General features: G+C 67.3%; 18 protein-coding genes. 6 read left to right on the top strand and 12 right to left on the bottom strand.

Features of this window, described 5'->3' with window-relative positions:
* Positions 1–47: 47 nt before the first annotated feature.
* The 6 genes from metC to lysA form a co-directional block, all read right to left on the bottom strand.
* The gene (gene metC, locus ACP26O_RS18900; protein WP_175663483.1) at positions 48–1,235 is read right to left on the bottom strand and encodes a cystathionine beta-lyase; all 1,188 of its coding nucleotides are present in this window, start codon (positions 1,233–1,235) and stop codon (positions 48–50) included.
* Between the two features lie 49 nt (positions 1,236–1,284).
* Positions 1,285–2,010: an amino acid ABC transporter ATP-binding protein gene (locus ACP26O_RS18895; RefSeq protein ID WP_426356390.1), complete on the bottom strand. Its 726-nt coding sequence runs from the start codon at positions 2,008–2,010 to the stop codon at positions 1,285–1,287.
* Between the two features lie 44 nt (positions 2,011–2,054).
* Complete coding sequence (locus ACP26O_RS18890; RefSeq protein WP_011659235.1) at positions 2,055–2,714, bottom strand: amino acid ABC transporter permease; 660 nt, start codon at positions 2,712–2,714, stop codon at positions 2,055–2,057.
* 74 nt (positions 2,715–2,788) lie between these two features.
* Positions 2,789–3,589 carry a transporter substrate-binding domain-containing protein gene (locus ACP26O_RS18885; protein ID WP_426356389.1) on the bottom strand — a complete coding sequence of 267 codons (801 nt, stop codon included), beginning with the start codon at positions 3,587–3,589 and terminating at the stop codon, positions 2,789–2,791.
* Positions 3,590–3,757: 168 nt separating this feature from the next.
* Entirely contained in the window at positions 3,758–4,024 is a 267-nt protein-coding gene (locus tag ACP26O_RS18880) for a hypothetical protein (RefSeq protein ID WP_175663484.1), read from the bottom strand.
* Positions 4,025–4,171: 147 nt separating this feature from the next.
* The gene (gene lysA / locus ACP26O_RS18875; RefSeq protein ID WP_175654464.1) at positions 4,172–5,410 is read right to left on the bottom strand and encodes a diaminopimelate decarboxylase; all 1,239 of its coding nucleotides are present in this window, start codon (positions 5,408–5,410) and stop codon (positions 4,172–4,174) included.
* A gap of 109 nt (positions 5,411–5,519) precedes the next feature.
* Here lysA and ACP26O_RS18870 point away from each other — a divergent pair, with 109 nt between their 5' ends.
* Entirely contained in the window at positions 5,520–6,434 is a 915-nt protein-coding gene (locus tag ACP26O_RS18870; RefSeq protein ID WP_012366512.1) for a LysR family transcriptional regulator, read from the top strand.
* A gap of 98 nt (positions 6,435–6,532) precedes the next feature.
* Positions 6,533–7,132 carry a GNAT family N-acetyltransferase gene (locus ACP26O_RS18865; RefSeq protein ID WP_175663485.1) on the top strand — a complete coding sequence of 200 codons (600 nt, stop codon included), beginning with the start codon at positions 6,533–6,535 and terminating at the stop codon, positions 7,130–7,132.
* Between the two features lie 117 nt (positions 7,133–7,249).
* Here the strand turns inward: ACP26O_RS18865 and ACP26O_RS18860 are convergent, their stop codons facing one another.
* Both ACP26O_RS18860 and ACP26O_RS18855 read right to left on the bottom strand, forming a co-directional pair.
* Complete coding sequence (locus ACP26O_RS18860) at positions 7,250–7,822, bottom strand: DUF4142 domain-containing protein (RefSeq protein ID WP_011659229.1); 573 nt, start codon at positions 7,820–7,822, stop codon at positions 7,250–7,252.
* Between the two features lie 379 nt (positions 7,823–8,201).
* Entirely contained in the window at positions 8,202–8,825 is a 624-nt protein-coding gene (locus ACP26O_RS18855) for an HAD hydrolase-like protein (protein ID WP_175663486.1), read from the bottom strand.
* Between the two features lie 148 nt (positions 8,826–8,973).
* On the opposite strand from ACP26O_RS18855, the gene ACP26O_RS18850 reads away from it, so the two are divergent.
* Positions 8,974–9,417, top strand: a complete 444-nt coding sequence (locus tag ACP26O_RS18850; protein ID WP_175663487.1) for a GNAT family N-acetyltransferase — start codon at positions 8,974–8,976, stop codon at positions 9,415–9,417.
* Positions 9,418–9,472: 55 nt separating this feature from the next.
* Positions 9,473–9,691 (top strand): DUF1653 domain-containing protein, encoded by a 219-nt coding sequence (locus tag ACP26O_RS18845; protein WP_011659226.1) that lies wholly within the window; start codon positions 9,473–9,475, stop codon positions 9,689–9,691.
* Positions 9,692–9,799: 108 nt separating this feature from the next.
* Here ACP26O_RS18845 and ACP26O_RS18840 read toward each other — a convergent pair whose 3' ends face one another.
* Together ACP26O_RS18840 and ACP26O_RS18835 are read right to left on the bottom strand one after the other, a co-directional pair.
* A complete protein-coding gene (locus tag ACP26O_RS18840; protein WP_175663488.1) occupies positions 9,800–11,011 on the bottom strand; it encodes a winged helix-turn-helix domain-containing protein in 1,212 nt (403 codons plus the stop codon).
* Positions 11,012–11,359: 348 nt separating this feature from the next.
* Positions 11,360–12,748, bottom strand: coding sequence for an MFS transporter (locus ACP26O_RS18835; RefSeq protein WP_105830399.1), 1,389 nt, complete (start codon positions 12,746–12,748; stop codon positions 11,360–11,362).
* Between the two features lie 319 nt (positions 12,749–13,067).
* Between ACP26O_RS18835 and treA the strand changes: the two genes are divergently transcribed.
* Complete coding sequence (gene treA / locus ACP26O_RS18830; RefSeq protein ID WP_175663489.1) at positions 13,068–14,810, top strand: alpha,alpha-trehalase TreA; 1,743 nt, start codon at positions 13,068–13,070, stop codon at positions 14,808–14,810.
* A gap of 93 nt (positions 14,811–14,903) precedes the next feature.
* On the opposite strand, the gene ACP26O_RS18825 is transcribed toward treA, so the two are convergent.
* Positions 14,904–16,394 (bottom strand): carbohydrate porin, encoded by a 1,491-nt coding sequence (locus tag ACP26O_RS18825; RefSeq protein ID WP_175663490.1) that lies wholly within the window; start codon positions 16,392–16,394, stop codon positions 14,904–14,906.
* Positions 16,395–16,504: 110 nt separating this feature from the next.
* Positions 16,505–16,777, bottom strand: a complete 273-nt coding sequence (locus ACP26O_RS18820; RefSeq protein ID WP_175663491.1) for a hypothetical protein — start codon at positions 16,775–16,777, stop codon at positions 16,505–16,507.
* 1,064 nt (positions 16,778–17,841) lie between these two features.
* Between ACP26O_RS18820 and ACP26O_RS18815 the strand changes: the two genes are divergently transcribed.
* Positions 17,842–17,979 (top strand): hypothetical protein, encoded by a 138-nt coding sequence (locus tag ACP26O_RS18815; RefSeq protein WP_012366499.1) that lies wholly within the window; start codon positions 17,842–17,844, stop codon positions 17,977–17,979.
* Positions 17,980–18,035 lie beyond the last annotated feature (56 nt).

Genomic DNA, 18,035 nt, shown 5'->3' with positions numbered 1-18,035 from the left:
GTCTAACGTTGAAGAAAAGAAGCGGCCGCAGGTGGCGTCGTCAGATTTCACGCTTCCGCGAGCGCGGCCGCGGCGGCGCGCATTCTCGCGAAGCCGGCGTCGAGGTCGGCGATCATGTCGTCCGGATGCTCGAGCCCCGCGTGAATGCGCAGCAGCGGGCCGGTTGCCTTCCATTGCGTCGCGGTGCGCTGGCGCGACGGATTCGACGGGATGATCAGGCTTTCGAAGCCGCCCCAGCTGTAGCCCATGCCGAAGCACGTCATGCCGTCGAGCAGCGCGCGCACCGCCTCGTCGGGCTGCGGATGCAGCACCAGGCCGAACAATCCGCACGCACCCGTGAAGTCGCGCTGCCACAGCGCGTGGCCGGTGTCGCCCGGCCGCGCCGGATACAGGATCTGCGCGACTTCCGGCTGCCGCGCGAGCCAGTCGGTCAGCACCTGCGCATTGCGCTGGTGGCGTTCGAGGCGCACCGACAGCGTGCGCAAGCCGCGCAGCGCGAGATACGCATCGTCGCCGCTGACGGTCATCCCGAGCTGCCGGTAGCAGCGCGTCACCTGCTGCGCGAGCGCTTCGGTCGTCAGGATCACACCCATCAGCACGTCGGAGTGTCCGGCGATGTATTTGGTCGCCGCGTGGATCGACACGTCGACGCCGTGCGAGAACGAGCGGAAATTCAGCGGCGTGCCCCACGTGTTGTCGAGCAGCACGACTGCGCCGTGCTGGTGCGCGACGCGGCAGATCGCGGGGATGTCCTGCACCTCGAACGTCAGCGAGCCCGGCGATTCGGTAAACACAGCGCGCGTGTTCGGCCGCATCAGCGCCGCGATGCCGGCGCCGATCGACGGATCGTAGTAAGTCGTCTCGATGCCGAGGCGGGCGAGCGTCTCGTCGCAGAACGAGCGGGTCGGGTCGTACACCGAATCGGCCATCAGCAGGTGATCGCCGGGATTCAGCACCGCGAGCAGCGCGGTCGTGATCGCGCTGAGCCCGCTCGGCGTCAGCAGCGCGGCATGCGCGCCTTCGAGGCGTGCCAGCGCCTTTTCGAGCGCCCGCGTGGTCGGGCTGCCGTGGCGTCCGTACGCGAGCGGCGTGCCGCGCACGGCGTCGAGCGCGTCGGTGCCGTGAAAGAGCAGCGTCGACTGGCGGTACACGGGCGGGTTCACCGGCGAGCCGGGTTGGCCGTGCGAGCGGCCTTCGTGAGCGAGCAGGGTGTCGGGCGAATGCAGGGGGTTCAAGATGGCGTCCTTTGAAGTTCAGTCGAATCGGAGCGAGGGCGTCGCGCGGTCAGTGCAGGATCTTGTCGAGGAAGTCGCGTGCGCGTTCGGAGCGCGGCGCGGCGAAGAACGCATCGCTTGCCGCATCCTCGACCACCGCGCCCTGGTCCATGAAGATCACGCGATGCGCGACCTTTCTCGCGAAGCCCATCTCGTGCGTGACGCACACCATCGTCATGCCGTCGCGCGCGAGCTCGACCATCACGTCGAGCACTTCGTTGATCATCTCGGGGTCGAGCGCGGAAGTCGGCTCGTCGAACAGCATCGCGACCGGGTTCATCGACAGCGCGCGCGCAATCGCGACGCGTTGCTGCTGCCCGCCGGACAATTGCCCCGGATATTTGTTCGCATGCGCCTTCAAGCCGACGCGATCGAGCAGCTTCATCGCGTTGTCGAGCGCTTCGTCCTTGCGGCGGCCGAGCACCTTGACCTGCGCGAGCGTCAGGTTGTCGGTGATCGACAGGTGCGGAAACAGCTCGAAATGCTGGAACACCATGCCGACCCGCGCGCGCAGTTTCGAGAGGTTCGTGGCGCGATCGCCGACCGACTGGCCGTTCACGAGGATCTCGCCCTGCTGAAACGGCTCGAGGCCGTTGATGGTCTTGATCAGCGTCGACTTGCCGGAGCCCGACGGCCCGCAGACGACGACCACTTCGCCTTTCGATACCGCCGCGCTGCATGCGGAAAGGACCTGATGCTTGCCATACCACTTGGAAACGTTGTCGAGCGTGATCATGGGTTGTCCGTGGTGGAGGTTCGGATTGAATGACGTGTGCGGGCTCAATGCGTGGACGGCAGCGACAGCCGCGTTTCGACGCGGCCCTGCAGCCGCGTGAGCAGCGTGCTCAGCACCCAGTAGAGCGCGGCGGCGGCGAGGTACAGCGGCAGCGGCTGGAACGTCGCGGCGATGACTTCCTGCGTCGAGCGCAGCAGCTCGGTGACGGTGATCACCGACACGAGCGACGTGTCCTTGATCAGGCTGATCAGCGTGTTGCCGAGGCTCGGCACCGCGAGGCGCAGCGCTTGCGGGCAGACGATGTAGCGCAGTGTCTGCACGTGCGTGAGGCCGAGGCTGTGCGCGGCCGCCCATTGCCCGCGGCCGATGCCGAGGATCGCGCCGCGCATGCTTTCCGACAGGTACGCGCCGGCGTTGAGCGTCAGCGTGAAGATGCCGGCCGTCGTCGGATCGAGCGTGATGCCGAGATCGGGCAGCCCGTAGTAGACGACGAACATCTGCACGAGCAGCGGCGTGCCGCGCATCAGGCTGACGTAACCCTGTGCGAGACCGGATGCGAGCCGGTTGCTGCCGATGCGCATGATCGCGACCACGAGCCCGACGACGAGGCCGAGCGCCATCGACGCCACCGCGAACTTCAGCGTGAGCAGCGCGCCCTTCACCATCACGGGCAGGGTATGAATGACCAGATCGAGTGCTTCCATCGCGTGTCTCCTGATTGTGTGTCGTGTGCCGCCGCGGCCCGCGCGTTCGGGCGCGCGGGCGCGTGATGGCTGCGTTATTGCGCGACCGGCCGCGTCGTGTCGGTGCCGAACCACTGCATCGAGATCTTCTTCAGCGTGCCGTCCTGCTGCAGCGACGCGACCGCGTCGTCGATCGCCTTCGCGAACTTCGGATTGCCCTTGCGGAACGGGATGCCCATCCGGTCCTCGCCGCCGGCGAGCACGGAGCCGGGCCGCAGCGGCAGGTGCGAGTTCTTGATCAGATAGCTGAGCATCAGGCGGTCGTTGACCGCCGCGTCGATACGGCCCGCCGCGAGGTCGCGCAGGTTTTCCGGCGCGCCCGGATACGCCTGCACATCGATGCCGGGCACCGTCTTCACGAGATCGACGTAGTTCGTGCCGAGCGCGACGCCGAGCTTCTTGCCCTTCAGGTCTTCGAGCGACTTGAACTGGCGCGTATCGTCCTTGCGCTGGATCAGCTGCGCGGACGAGTACGTGTACGCCTGGCTGAAGTCGAGCGCCTGCTGGCGCGACGGCGTGATCGCGACCTGGTTCACGATCACGTCGAACTTGCCGGCCTGCAGCCCGGCGAGAATCCCGCTCCATTCGGTCGTGACGAACTGCGTCTTCACGCCGAGCTGCGCGGCGACCGCCTTCGCGACGTCGACGTCGAAACCCTCGAGCTGACCTTCGGTGTTGCGGGAGTTGAACGGCGGATACGTGCCTTCGAGTCCGACGCGCAGCACGCCGGCCTGCTTGACGGTGTCGAGCAGGTCCGCCGCGTGCGACGCCGTGGCCGCCACGCAGAGGAGGGCGGCGGCGAGGCCTTGCTTGAGCGTCGGGGTGAAGGGCTTCATGGTTGTCTCCGTGTGTTGTCGAAACGTCGTTGTCCAAATTTTTGGGCGTACGTATCCGCGGCGACGGGTGGTGTCGCCGTGGGCGGGAAGCAGGCCGCAGTCGAATGCGGCGCGGGAAAGGTGCGGCGAGGGACGGCGAGAGGGCGCGGAGCCGTTTGCCGCGATGCGTTACGGCATGCGTTCGCGCACGGTGGCGTAACGGTGCGCGGCGAAGAGTTCAAGCATCGTGTTCATGAGTGCCCGTGCGGCTTGCGAGTGGGGTAGACCGGCTGCATCGTCGATGCATATCCGGTGACGCAAATGCTGAACGACTGAGGGCAATCTTAGTTTTGTCAAAAAGGAAAGTGCTTCCAAAAATGCACGGACTTTCCACGCGGCGTGGAATGTTTTTCTCCGTGCATCGAACACGGTGCAGGCGATCTGCTGCGGTTGCACGCGATGTGCAGCATCCGGTGCTACGGCGTGCTCGAACGGTTGCGCTGAGCACCACCGCCGAAAAGCAAAACGGCCACGCATGCCGGTAGCGGCAAGCGTGGCCGTTGGCGTCCGATCCGTCGAACGCGGCGCGAAGGCGCGTGCGTGTTACTCGAACGTTTCGAGCGCGAGCAGTTCGCCGATCGTCTGCCGGCGGCGGATCAGCCGCGGCGTGCCGCGATCGACCAGCACTTCCGGCGCGAGCGGCCGGCTGTTGTAGTTCGAGGACATCGATGCGCCGTACGCGCCCGCATCGTGCAGGAACAGCAGGTCGCCGATCTGCGGTTGCGCGAGCTTGCGGTGCGTGACCACGCCGCCCGCGTCCTGCGTGAACACGTCGCCGGATTCGCACAGCGGCCCCGCGATCGCGATGTCGACGAGCGGCCGGCCGGCCGGCAGCGCGCCGTCCGGCGCATGCACGGACACCGCGTGGTAGCTGCCGTACATCGACGGACGCATCAGATCGTTGAAGCCCGCGTCGATCAGCACGAAGTCGTGCTTCGGCCGGTGGTTCACGGCCTGCACTTCGGTGACGAGCGTGCCGGCCTCGGCGACGAGGAAGCGGCCCGGCTCGATCTCGATGCGCACCGCATGGCCGAGATGCCGTTCGATCCGCTTGCGCGCGGCATCCCACTGGCTGAAGTAGTGGCCGACGTCCACGCGCGGCTCGCCGTCGCGATACGGAATCGACAGCCCGCCGCCCGCGGAGATCGCTTCGATGTCATGGCCGAGCGACGTGACGAGGTCGACCATCGCGTCGCACACCTGCGACAAGTGGCCATAGTCGACGCCCGAGCCGATATGCATGTGGATGCCGACCAGCTTCAGCCCGTACTGGCGCACGATCTCGATCGCGCGCGGCACGTCGTCGATCCAGATCCCGTGCTTGCTCTGCGGGCCGCCGGTATTGGTCTTGTTGCTGTGGCCGTGGCCGAAGCCGGGATTCACGCGCAGCCACACGCGATGGCCGGGCGCATGCTCGCCGACGCGTGCCAGCATGTCGAGCGAGCCGGCGTTCACGGTCACGCCGTGCTTCAGCACGGCGGCGAGCGTCGGGCGGTCGATCAGGTCGGCCGTGAACACGACGCCTTCCGGATCACCTGCCGGACTGAACCCAGCAGCAAGGCTGCGCTCGATCTCGCCGAGCGATACGGCATCGACGCACACGCGTTCGTCGCGCATCAGCTTCAGGATATGCAGGTTCGAGTTCGCCTTCTGCGCGTAGCGGATCACGTCGAACTGACGCAGTTGGGCAATGCGGTCGCGGATGACGTCGGCGTCGTACACCCACAGCGGGGTGCCATATTGCTGCGCGAGCGTCGCGAGCTGGCGGGAATCGAGGGACATGGCGGAGGAACCGGAGCGAATGAACGGATAGCCTGAATGATGCGCCTGTTCGTCTATCCAGTAAAATGCCAGATTATCGAGATTCGATTCATTTATGATATAGACGGCCATGCTCACACACCGGCACATCGAGGTCTTCCGCGCGCTGATGGTCACCGGCAGCACGACGCGTGCGGCCGAGATGCTCTATACGTCGCAGCCCACGATCAGCCGCGAGCTCGCGCGGATGGAGCAGGTGATCGGCTTCGCGCTGTTCGAGCGCTCGCATGGCCGGCTGCGGCCGACGATGGCCGCGCTCACGCTATTCGACGACGTGCGGCTCGCGTATGTGGGGCTCGAGCGTGTCGCGGCGACGGCCGCGCGGCTGCGCGAGTTTCGCGACGGGCAGCTGTCGGTGATCGCGCTGCCGGCGTTTTCGCATGCGATCCTGCCCGGCGCCTGCCGGCGCTTTCATGACGCGCATGCGGGCGTCAGCGTGTCGGTCGCGACGCAGGAGTCGCCGGTTCTCGAAGAGTGGCTGACCGCGCAGCGCTACGATCTCGGGTTGACCGAACACGACGTCGCGCCGGCCGGCACCGTGCTCACGCCGCTGCTCGAAGTCGACGAGGTGTGCGTGCTGCCCGACGGCCATCCGCTGCTCGCGCGGCGCGCGATCGATCTTGCAGATCTCGCCGATCGTCCGTTCGTGAGCCTGTCGCTGAATGATCCATACCGGATCCTGATCGACGAGGCGTTCGCGCAGCTCGGCGTCGCGCCGCGTTCGGTGGTCGAGACGCCGTCGGCCGTGTCGGTGTGCGCGTTCGTGCGGCAGGGGCTCGGCGCCGCGATCGTCAATCCGCTGACCGCGCTCGATTTCGTCGGGCGCGACCTGCACGTGCGGCCGCTCACGCGCTCGTTTCCGTATCGCGTCAGCGTGATCGTGCCCGAGCACCGGCCGAAGAGCTTGCTCGTCGATGCCTTCGCCGATGCGCTGCGCGGCGAAGCGAAGGCGATTCGCGAACGGCTCGCCGCGCTGCCCGGCTGACGCTGGCCGTATGATGGGCGTTTCGATGTGCGTTCGATGTGCGATTTGCCGCGCACGGCGTCCTCCTCCTCGTCACCTTCACGGCAACGGAACCCGTCATGACCGACGCTTCATCTTCTCTCGAACAACCGACGCTTCTCGGCGAGCGCATCGTATTGCGGCCGCTCGACGCATCCGACCGGCAGGCGCTGCTCGACGCCGCGGCGGACGGTGAACTATGGAATCTGAAGGTCACGGTCGTGCCGGGCGAGGACACGGTCGACGCCTATATCGACACCGCGCTGCAAGGCCGCGCGGCCGGCACGGTGATGCCGTTCGTGATCGTCGAGCGTGCGTCGGGCCGCGCGATCGGCAGCACGCGTTTCTGGAAGATCGACCGCAACAATCGCAAGCTCGAGATCGGTCATACGTGGCTGAGCGAATCGGCGCAGCGCACGCGCGCGAATACCGAAGCGAAATGGTTGTTGCTCGCGTACGCGTTCGACACGCTGCACTGTGTGCGCGTGCAGTTCACGACCGACGAACTGAACGAGAAGTCACGCGCGGCGATTCTGCGGCTCGGCGCGAAGCAGGAAGGGATCGTGCGTCACGAACGGATCATGCCCGACGGCCGCAAGCGCAATTCGGTGCGCTTCAGCATCATCGATGACGAATGGCCCGAGGTGAGCGAGCGGTTGCGGGCGAAGCTCGCGACGTAACGCGAAGCGTGCCGCAGGCGTCGCGCCGCCGGAGAGGGGAACGGCGACGCGACGATCGGGAAGCGGAGTGCCGCGCGGGTTGCGCGGCGGGTTATCGCGTGACTGGCGTGACCGGCGTTACTGCGCCGATGCGAGGTGGTGACGCTGCGCGAGCTTCTGCGCTTCCGCGTAGTGGGCCTGCAGGATCGGCAGCGACTGGCGTGCGACTTCCTTCAGCTTCGTGTCGCGGCCCGATGCGATTTCGGCCTGGAATGCCGAGATCGTCTTCTGCTGGCCGGCGAGCGCGACCTGCTCGATGTACGCCTTGTCGAATTCCGCGCCGCGCAGCGTCTTGATGCTGTCCAGCACGGTCGTGTCGGGGTCGTTGGCCGGCACGTCGATGCCGCGCGGGCTGGCCGCGCGCATCGACTGGATGATCTTCGCATCCTCGGTCGACACGCGTTGCGCGAACGCCTTCACCTGGCTGTCCGACGTGCGCGAATCGGCGATGCGTGCGGCGTCGCGCTGCGTCGACACGGTTTTCGTGCCGTCCGTGATGAAGGTCTGGTCGGCTTCGTGGATGCGCGTTTGCGTGGCGGCGGTCGGTGCGGCCGGCGCCGGTTGAGCGGTTTGCGCGGTCGCCGTCACGGCGACGAGAAGCAGGCCAGCGGCAGACAATGCAAGGCGCGAGATTTGGGGAAAGCGGTTCATAGGACCTCCTGTCGATCGGGGCTCTGATTAATGGGCGGATCGCGTGATCCGCGGCTGTGCGAGAGACCGGGCGCGCCCGGGCCGGACTCGTTCGCCGCTCTGCCGCGGCGGCGTTCGAAGTGTTTCCCGGCCCGACTGATTCTAGGAGAGCGCTTCGGTAGCAGGTGCAACCGCGCTGTGGTTTGTGTAACGGTTGGTAAGACCAATCGAGGGGTGTGCGCGCGGACAGGTAGGGCGTACCTGCTGGATGCATCGTGGCGGCAATTTTTGCGTGCGCGACGCGCATGCAATGGATGCGATGTGCGCACGTGTCATCGGCGTTTCATCGTGTTGCGCGTCACGACGCGTCGAATCGAAGCGCGCGATGCGCACGCCACCGTCAAACGCGATCGAGCAGTGCGTCCAGACGCGGCAGCAAAGGTGTCGCGCAATGCGGCTGCAACGCGTCGGGGGCCGTGTAACCCCATGCGACGCCCTGGAATGCGATGCGCGCACGGCGCGCCGCTTCGGCATCGCGGATTTCATCGCCGACATACAGCACGTCGTCGGGCTGCATGCCGGCTTCGCGCACGAGCGCGCGCAGCCGGCGCGCCTTGCCGAACAGCGGAATGCCGCAGGCGAATGTATCGACGCATCGGCTCGCGTGCGGGCCGAGCCGGTCGCGCACGATGTCCTCGGTGTTCGACGTCGCGATCGCGATGCGGATGCCGCGCGCGGCGAGCGCGTCGAAAGTTGCGTCGACGCCGGGGAACAGCTTCACGTGCGCGATGCGCGGCCGCATCAGCCGACGCATGTCGATCGTCACGCTCGGCACTTTCCACATCGGCACCTCGAGCGCGCGGATGATCTCGCGTGCCGACATGCCGCGCAGTGCGGGGCGCAACTCGGGCGTCGCGTCGCGAAAGCCGTGCATGCGCGATGCCTCTGTGAGCGCCGCGAGAAAGCAGTCGAGCGAATCGGCGAGGGTGCCGTCGAAGTCGAACGCGATGAGTCGATAGGGCATGAAGTGATGCGGCAGGTTCATCGAGCCGCCGACGATATCACCGAATCGAGCCTCGTTGGCTGGGCGACGGGTTGCACAAGCCTCGCTTGTCGCCCACCCCGCGTCGCGCTATCTTTGCTGCTCCGCCCGACCCGACCGGAGAGCCGACGTGCCCGCAGCCCGAACCGCCATGCTGAGATTTTCCACCGACAAGCGCGAACTCGACATCGACGCGATCTTCGATTTCCTGCATCGCGACGCGTACTGGTCGCAGGGCATTCCGCGCGACGTCGTCGAGCGTGCGATCGACGGCTCGCTGTGCTTCGGCGCGTATGTCGGCGACCGGCTCGTCGGGTTTGCGCGGCTCGTGACCGATCACGCGACGTTTGCGTACCTGTGCGATGTATTCGTGTTGCCGGCCGAGCGCGGCAACGGCTACGGCCGCGCGCTGATCGATCACGTGTTCGCGCAGCCGATGGTGCAAAGCCTGCGCCGCATCATGCTCGCGACGACCGATGCGCACGAGCTGTACCGGCCGGTCGGATTCGGGCCGCCCGCGAATCCCGAGCGGCTGATGGAGATCCGCCGCCCCGACATCTACGCGAAGCGCTGACGCGCGGCGAGCGCATACAATACGCGCTTTCGTTTTTGCCGAAGGAAAGCAGATCATGACCGAACAGGAAGCCGAACAGCTCGCCACGCATCGTCACTACAAGGGCGGGCTGTATCGCTACATCGGCGTCGCCCGTCATTCCGAAACCGAGGAATCGGTGGTCGTGTACGAGCATCTGTGGCCGCATGCGCGCGGCCTGTGGGTACGCCCCGAAACGATGTTCAACGAGAACCTGCCGGACGGCACCCCGCGTTTTCGTAAGCTGCGCGACTGAGCGGTAGCAGCGGCTGACACCGAGCGCGTCGCCGCACACGCGGAAGCGGCACGCGGCACGCGCCACGCGCATCACCGCCGCGCGGCGCTCGGCGTGAAATCGCCGGCCTCAAGCGCCGGCCAGCGCCTTCGTCAATTCGGGCGGCGCGTGTGCGACCGTCACGTCCGGCGTGCCATGCCACGCCGCCAGCCGCTTCACGGCCTTCGCGACGTCGGCCGCGATTCCCGCGCCGAACCGCACGCCCGGCTCGACATGCACGGCCTTCAACTCGAACGTGCCGAGCACGCGATGCGCTTTCGCGTCGACGCGTCCGATCAGCCGGCCGCGATGCAGCACCGGCAGGCAGAAATAGCCGTAACGCCGCTTGTGCGCCGGCGTATAGCACTCGATCGTGTAGTCGAACCCGAACAGCGTCGACGCACGCCGGCGGTCCCACACCACCGGATCGAACGGCGACAGCAGCGTCGTGACCGTCGAGCGCAGCGTGTCGGCCGCGGCGGCCGGCAGCAGCGCTTCGAGCGAGCGATGCACGTAGGCCGGCTCCTTCCAGCCGGCGATCTCCACCGGAATCAACTCGCCCGCGCCGGCGAGGTGCTCGAGCTCCGCGCGGTACGAACGGCGCGGCAGCCGGTAGTAATCGGCCACCCAGTCCGCGCGCACGACGCCGAGCGCGCGGCACGTATAGTCGAGCAGCGCGGGCAGCACCGCGTCGCGCGGCGGCAGGTCGCGCGCATCGTCCCAGCCGGGCAGCACGCGCTCGCGCACGTCGTAGATGCGCTGGAAATTGCGGCGTTCGGACACCATCAGCTCGCCGGTCGTGAACAGCACTTCCAGATGTTTCTTCTCCGGCTTGCGGTCCCACCATCCGTTGCCCTTCACGCCGTCCTCGCGGACGAAATCCGCCGACCGCACGGGGCCTTCGTCGCGAATCCGCGCGAGCAGCCGTTCGATGTCGGCGCGGTTCTGTTCGTGCCATTCGGCCGCGTATTTCCAGCCCATTCCCGACGGATCGAGCATCTTGTAGCGCATCAGCCCGAATTGCTCGATCGGCAGGAAGCATGCTTCGTGCGACCAGTATTCGAACAGGCGCGCCTCGGCGAGATGTTCGTCGAGCCATTGCGGGGCGAAGTCGCCGAGACGGCTGAACAGCACGAGATACGGGCTGCGCGCGACGACGTGAATGGTATCGATCTGTAGCTGCGCCATCCGGCGGATCGTGTCGAGCACGTCGGCCTTGGTGGCCTTGCGGCGGGGCGGGGTCAGCAGGCCCTGCGCGGCGAGATGCAGCGCGCGGGCGGCGGCAGGCGAAAGCGTAAGCATCGGAGCGGCGGCTGAGGGTGACGGTCGGGCACCACTTTAGCGCGAAAGCGGCGCACATGTGCGGCCCGCACGCGCGCGGCGTCTGACAATGCTTGACAGATGCGCGGCGCGACTTTCCCTATAGTGGGACATGGCGCGACGAATGATGCGCGCAACGATTCCGCTTCCGACGCACATATGTCCATGGCACGCAGGAAGCAGATCCGGGATTCTCAATCCCCAACGAGAGACCCGGAGCCCTGAGCGGACATCCATACGGCCATGCACCGGCCCCGTGTGGATGTCCGCTGATTTTTTTGGTTTTCCGGTTTCTTTAGCCGCCTGCCCGTTCCCGCCCGCGTTGCCCGTTCATTGCCGCTTGCCGCGCGCGACTTCGTCGCCGGCGCCCGGCGGCAGCCGCCGCGTGATCGGAATCGACGCGAACGAACACAGCCCGACCACGACGAACGCGGGCCAGAAATCCGACCACACCATCGTCTGATGACCCTGCAGCCAGTGCGACACGTGCAGCACGAGGCCGGCGACCGTCACGCCGAGCCCGAGCGACATCTGCTGCACCACGCTGCCGAGGCTCGTCGCGCGGCCCGCGTCGGCTTGCGAGATATCCGCGTAGATCATCGAATTCAGGCTCGTGAACTGCAGCGCGGGGAAGATGCCGCCGACCAGCACGATCATCCAGATTGCCCAGGTGGGCATGCCCGGATGGAACACGCCGTATGCGGCGATCGCGAGCCCCGCGAACGCGGCGTTGTAGATCAGCACCGTGCGAAAGCCGAAGCGGCGCAGCGTATGGGTGGCCGTCGAGCGGCTCACGGCGCCGCCGAGCGCGGATGCGCACGTGATCAGCCCGGAGTGGAACGCGCTCATGCCGAGGCCTTCCTGCAGCGCGAGCGGCAGCAGGAACGGCACCGCGCCGAGGCCGATGCGGAACAGCGACCCGCCGACCACGCTCGCGTGGTAGGTCGGAATCTTCAGGAAACTGAGGTCGAGCACCGGCCGCTCCTTGCGGCGCGCGTACGGCACGTAGAGCGCAAGCATCACCGCGCCGGCCGCGCACATCATGAGCGCGTTGCCGCGCGACGTGAGCGAGCCGTCGATCAGCGTGAGGCCCATCAGCAGCAGCGCGGCGCCGCTCGCCGACAGCAGGAAGCCGAACCAGTCGAGCGGGCCAGGGTCGGGCTCGTGCGTGTTCGCGATGTGCTTGCTCGCGACGTAGATCCCGTAGATGCCGATCGGCACGTTGATGAAGAAGATCATCCGCCAGTGCAGGTAGGTCGTGATGAAGCCGCCGACGAGCGGCCCGAGCGTGGGCCCGAACAGCGCGGGAATCGCGAGGTAGTTCATCGCGCGCACGAGCTCGGAGCGCGGCACTGCGCGGAAGATGATGATCCGGCCGACCGGCACCATCATCGCGCCGCCGACGCCCTGCACGAAGCGCGCGAACGTGAGCACGCCGAGGGAGTTGGAGGCCGCGCACATCAGCGAGCCGACGACGAAGATGCCGATCGCGGTGCGGAATACGGAGCGCGCGCTGAAGCGGTCGGCGAGCCATCCGCAGATCGGGATGAAGACGCCGAGGCCGACCACGTAGGCCGTGATCGCAATGTTCAGTGTGACGGGATTGTGTCCGAAGTCCCTCGCCATCGCGGGGAGTGCGGTGACGATGATGTTCGCGTCGACGCTTTCCATGAACAACGCACAGGCAACGATGAGCGGTGCTAGAAAGACGGGCGACATGAGCAGGGCGCGCGGTAAAGACGCCATTATGCCCACAATGTGGTCGTTGCGTCACGTGAGGCAACGCCTGTTTCGCATGTTGCAACAGTCGTTCCTGTTACGGTGTCCGGCAAAAGAGACGACTGCGGCGCATGACATCACCGATGGCGCGCGTGTGCGGGCCCGCCCGCGAAACTTGCGTGCGATGCGCGTTTCGTGCGACAGTCGAAACTCATCTGCGACATACAACGACGCGCTTCGATCGACGGCCATCGAGACGAACGCACGCGCGAACGAGACCCCTGCCGATCCACTCACCATAGAAAGGAGGGGACACGTCATGACGTCACGTCGTGCCGCATCGATCGCATCGCATCCTGCTTCGCACTCGCACTCGCACTCGCACTCGCACTCGTTCGCGCCCGCGCCGCGCATGCGCTGGGCCGCCGTCCTGGCCGTCGCGTACCTGGCCGTCGCCGGATGCGCGGCGCAAGCCGACAGCGCGAACCACGCGGCCGCGCAGTCTGCCGCCCAGTCGGCCGTGCCCGCCTCGGCGGCGCTCGCGAGTCCGGCCTCCGGCAGCACGCTGTTGCCGCCGCCGAGCCAGCTCTACGGCGACCTGTTCGTCGCGGTGCAGACCGCGCAGCTCTATCCCGATCAGAAGACCTTCGTCGATGCGACGCCCGATACCGATCCCGCGACCATCATGCAGTTGTATCAGCAACAGAAGTCGCAGCCGGGCTTCTCGCTGAAGGCGTTCGTCGACCAGCACTTCACGCCGCCGCCGGCAGGCGGCGTCACGCCGCCCGCGAACCAGACGCTGCGCCAGCACATCGACTGGCTGTGGCCGCAGCTCACGCGCACCAGCACGACGGTGCCGCCGTACAGCTCGCTGATCCCGATGCCGAAGCCGTACGTGGTGCCGGGCGGCCGCTTCCGCGAGGGCTACTACTGGGATACCTATTTCACGATGCTCGGGCTGCAGGTGTCGGGGCGCGAGGATCTCGTCGACGACATGCTCGACAACTTCGCGCATCTGATCGACACGATCGGCCACATCCCGAACGGCAACCGGACGTACTACGCGAGCCGCTCGCAGCCGCCGTTCTTCGCGTACATGGTCACGCTCGCCGCGCAGGCCGAAGGCGACAAGGTCTACCAGAAATACCTGCCGGCGCTGCGCAAGGAGTATGCGTACTGGATGCAGGGCGAAACCACGACGCCGCGCGGGCAGGCCGCGCGCCACGTGGTCGCGATGCCGGACGGCGCGGTGCTGAACCGCTACTGGGACGCGAGCGACACGCCGCGCGACGAGTCGTATCTCGAGGACGTGACGACCGCGAAGGCCGTACCCAATCGGCCCGCGAACGAGGTGTACCGCGACCTGCGCGCGGGCGCCGAAAGCGGCTGGGATTACAGCTCGCGCTGGTTCGGCGACGGCAAGACGCTCGCGACGATCCGCACTACGTCGATCGTGCCGGTCGACCTGAACAGCCTGATGTTCCATCTCGAGACGACGATCGTGAAGGGCTGCGTGGTCACGCACGACATCGCGTGCGTCGCGGACTTTTCCGCTCGGGCGGGCCGCCGGGCGGCCGCGATCAACCACTATCTGTGGAATCGTCGCGGCTATTACGGCGACTACGACTGGCAGTTGCGCAAGCCGCGTGACGGCGTGACGGCCGCCGCGCTGTATCCGCTGTTCACGAGCGTCGCGTGGCCCGAGCGCGCGAAGGCGACCGCGCGGGAGGTGCGCAAGACGCTGCTGCAGCCGGGCGGCCTCGCGACGACGATGGTGAACACCGGCCAGCAGTGGGATGCGCCGAACGGCTGGGCGCCGCTCCAGTGGATCGCGATCGAAGGGCTGCGCCGTTACGGTGACCCGGCGCTCGCGAAGGACATCGGCACGCGCTTCCTGACCGACGTGAAGCATGTGTATGCGACCGAAGGCAAACTCGTCGAGAAGTACGTGGTCGAGGGGACGGGCGCGGGCGGCGGCGGGGGCGGCGAGTATCCGCTGCAGGACGGCTTCGGCTGGACCAACGGCGTCACGCTGAAACTGCTCGGGCTGTATGGCGAGTGACGGGGCGCGTGCGTCGCGCGCTGGCAGTTGAATGCACAACGGGCCGGAGCGCCGCGCAAGCGGCAGTCCGGCCCGTGTCGCATGCGTGGTGCGTCAGAACGTGATCGTCGTGCGCACGCCGACCACCGTTTCGTCGCCGATGCGCGCGCCGGCCGCGTTCGGATTCGGGATGCCGCCGCCCGGCCGGAAGAAGTGCTGCAGGTCGGCCTGCAACTGCCACCACGGCGTGACCTGGTACTGGTAGGTCGCCTCGATCACCGTTTCCGCGCGGCGCACCGGATAGCCGGGCGTCGTGTAGGCGCCGGTGTCGCCGTCGAGCGCACGCGCGTGCGAGCCGATCTTCGCGTAGCCGACCGCGATGCCGGCCGTATCGTTGTCGCGTCCGGCGAACGGCGCCTTCAGCGTGATGCCGGCATTCGCCGCGAAATCGACGACGTTGCGATCGCCCGGCGAGCCCATCACGCGCGCGAACACGCCGACCGAGCGCGGGCTGTCGGCCGACGGCCGCCACACCATCTGATCCGCGACCGCATAGAAGCCGTAGTTGCCGCGATGCGTGGCGGCGATCCCGTTGCTGTCGGGATTCGCGAGCGACAGCCCGTCGGTGCCGAAGCGCGGATCGTTCGCGTGCTGCGACTGATACCAGAAGCCGAGCTTGTACGTGCCCGGCAGGCCGGCCGGTTGCGGCGCCTTCGGATCGGCGGGCGGCGCGTTCAGCGCGTACTGGAGTTCGCCGATCACGAACGCGCCGCTGCGCAGGTTGAAGTTGGTGCCGTGCGCGTTCAGCGACTGGGCGTCGCCGTCGCTGCGGCCGGCCGGGTTGCCATCGAACACGCCGACCATCGCGGTCCACGCGTCGGCCGGTTTCACGCGCAGCCGCACGCCGAGCGACGACAGCGGATACGCGGGGCCGCCGGCCGGCAGGTCGGTCGCCGGCAGAACGGGCCAGCCGAACGTCGCGTTCATGAACGTCGCCGCGTACTGGCTCACCATGAACTCCTGGTCGACGCTCTGCTGGCCGACCTTCACGTCGGCCTTGCCGTCGAGAAACGCCTGCTGGTACCAGAGCTCCCACAGCCGCGTGGTCGAATTCGCCTCGATGCCGGTCGCGGTCTGCAGCGTCTGCAGGTAGCGCTGCGTGAGGTTGGTGCCGTGGATCTGCAGCCCCGACACGTTGAACGTGCCGCCCGGCAGCCCGATCGCCTTCTCCGTATCGACGTTGAAGCCGAATTGGGTGACGCCCTGGTACGCACCGCCGCGATTCGTGCCGCCCGCGGCGTTGTACAGGTATTCGCTGGTTTCCTGCAGGCTCAGCGTGACGCCGTGGTCGCCGAGCACGTCGCGCAGGCCGCCCATGTTGCCGAACAGGTTTGAACGGTCCCAGAAGCCGGTGGGGGCGGGCGCGGGGGCATCGGCGGGCTGCGCGGCGGCGGCGGCGGTGTCGCTGGCGCCGCCGCCGGCCGTCGACTCGGCAGCGGCGGGCGACGCCGATTGCGCGAATGCGGGCGCTGCGGCGAGCGACAGGAGAAGCGCCGTGAGCGCATCGAGTCGCCGCGTGCGCGCGGCTTCGAAACGATTCTTCATGTGTGCTCCGTATTCGAGTGCTGGGTCAGGCTGGGGAGGTGGCGGCGCGAGGCGAGCGCATGCGTGCGGGCGGCGCATGGGCACACGGCCGCGTAGCGCCGCGCTGCCCGTTACGGCAGCCAGCCGCCGATACGCCATGCCTGGGCGAAGCCGAGGCGCGACGCGGCCGTGCAGAGCAGCACGACGAGCGCGACGGCGGCCGCCATCGCGCCGGCCAGCATGCAGTCGAGCGGGCGCGGCGCTGCCGGCCTATGCGCGAGCGCGCTGCCGCGCCAGTTGCCGAGCGCTTCGGCAAGCGCTTCGGCGAGCGGTGAAACCGACAGGCGATCGCACGTGATGTGCAGGCGCCGCTTGAGTTTCGCGGCGAGCGATTGAAAGAACATGGCGTACCTCCGTCCGGTCCGGAGCATACCGGACGACGTGATCGAGCGTAGGCACGACGCGGCCTGCGATCGGCGGTTGGAACGTAACGGAGCGTGCGACGGACGAACCGGCGAGGCCGGTCCGGGAGGAAGCGCGCTAACCCGACGAAGCGAGCTAGCGGCGAAGGACATGCGTCCGGCTGCTATCTCGCGATGGCTTGGCCGGCTTGAGCCGGCATCGAACTACAACTAGAGCATGTGTCCACGGAGGGACTCCCTTGATGATCCGGAGCGGATTGTAGTCGCGCGTTTTGCTGCGGTGCAAGCAAAAAACGTCGGCTTTGCGCGGATCGCGACAGTGTCGCAGCGGCGGTGCGGCCCGGCCGACGCGCGGTTCAGCCTGCCGCCGGCCGCTTGCGGACACTGTTGCTCGCACGCATCGGCGGCACGCGCCGGCCCACGCGTTGAAAGGTTGCGGCGCGTCATTCCGGGCGCAAATCTTTCAGCGTCCCAGTCCGGGAAAAAATGTTCCCGGAACGGTGTTGCAGAGGGTTGACTTCCGTTTCGGCCGGTCCATAGAATCCGGCATCTTCACTCTTGGGGCCGCCGCCTTGGACGCCTGCGGTTGTCGATCTTCGAACGAAATTTCCGCCTGAGCGACCGACGTCCGCGCCTCATCGAAGCCGCCGTTTGTCCCCCAGGCAAACGGTGCGCGCAGCAGTATTCCGCAGTAACCCCCTACGTGCACCCTGATTCGCGCCGGTTAGCGTGATGCCTTTGCGCATGCGCGATCCGGATTCGCCGCCGCCTGGTGCGCGGCCGCGTTCGCGCATGCGTTTCGCATGCAGCCGAACCGCGGTCAGCGCGCCGGACGGCGGTCAACCGTGTTTTCCGGAACACCGCACAGGAGCCGCCATGAACGACAGTGACAGTTGTCCCTTATGCCCGTTGCGTCAACAGACCCTTTTGAACCCGGGTCGCAGGGACATGCCGGCCGACTAGCCTGACACGTCGTTCAGGCCCCGGACTGGCCCCGCGCCCACCACGCGGCCGGCACGCATGCCGTTGCCGCCAGGAGCCAGACCATGAACTTCGGCCTTCTGCTGTCGAATCTTCCGCAAGTCACGCAATCGCGTTCGCACTACGACGCGATGCTGACCTTCGACGCCCGTCCGCGGGTGTTCTCCCGGTTGTTGAACCACCTCAAGTCGTTGTTCCACTGACGCACCGAGCGCGTCTCGGCATGCGCACGCGGGCCGGTTCCGCGCGCGTATGCCAA

The sequence above is a fragment of the Burkholderia sp. R-40 genome (assembly GCF_049942845.1).
Classification (GTDB): Bacteria; Pseudomonadota; Gammaproteobacteria; order Burkholderiales; family Burkholderiaceae; genus Burkholderia; species Burkholderia ambifaria.
Note: the sequence above shows the minus strand (reverse complement) of the source record. Positions and strands in the feature narration are given on the sequence as shown.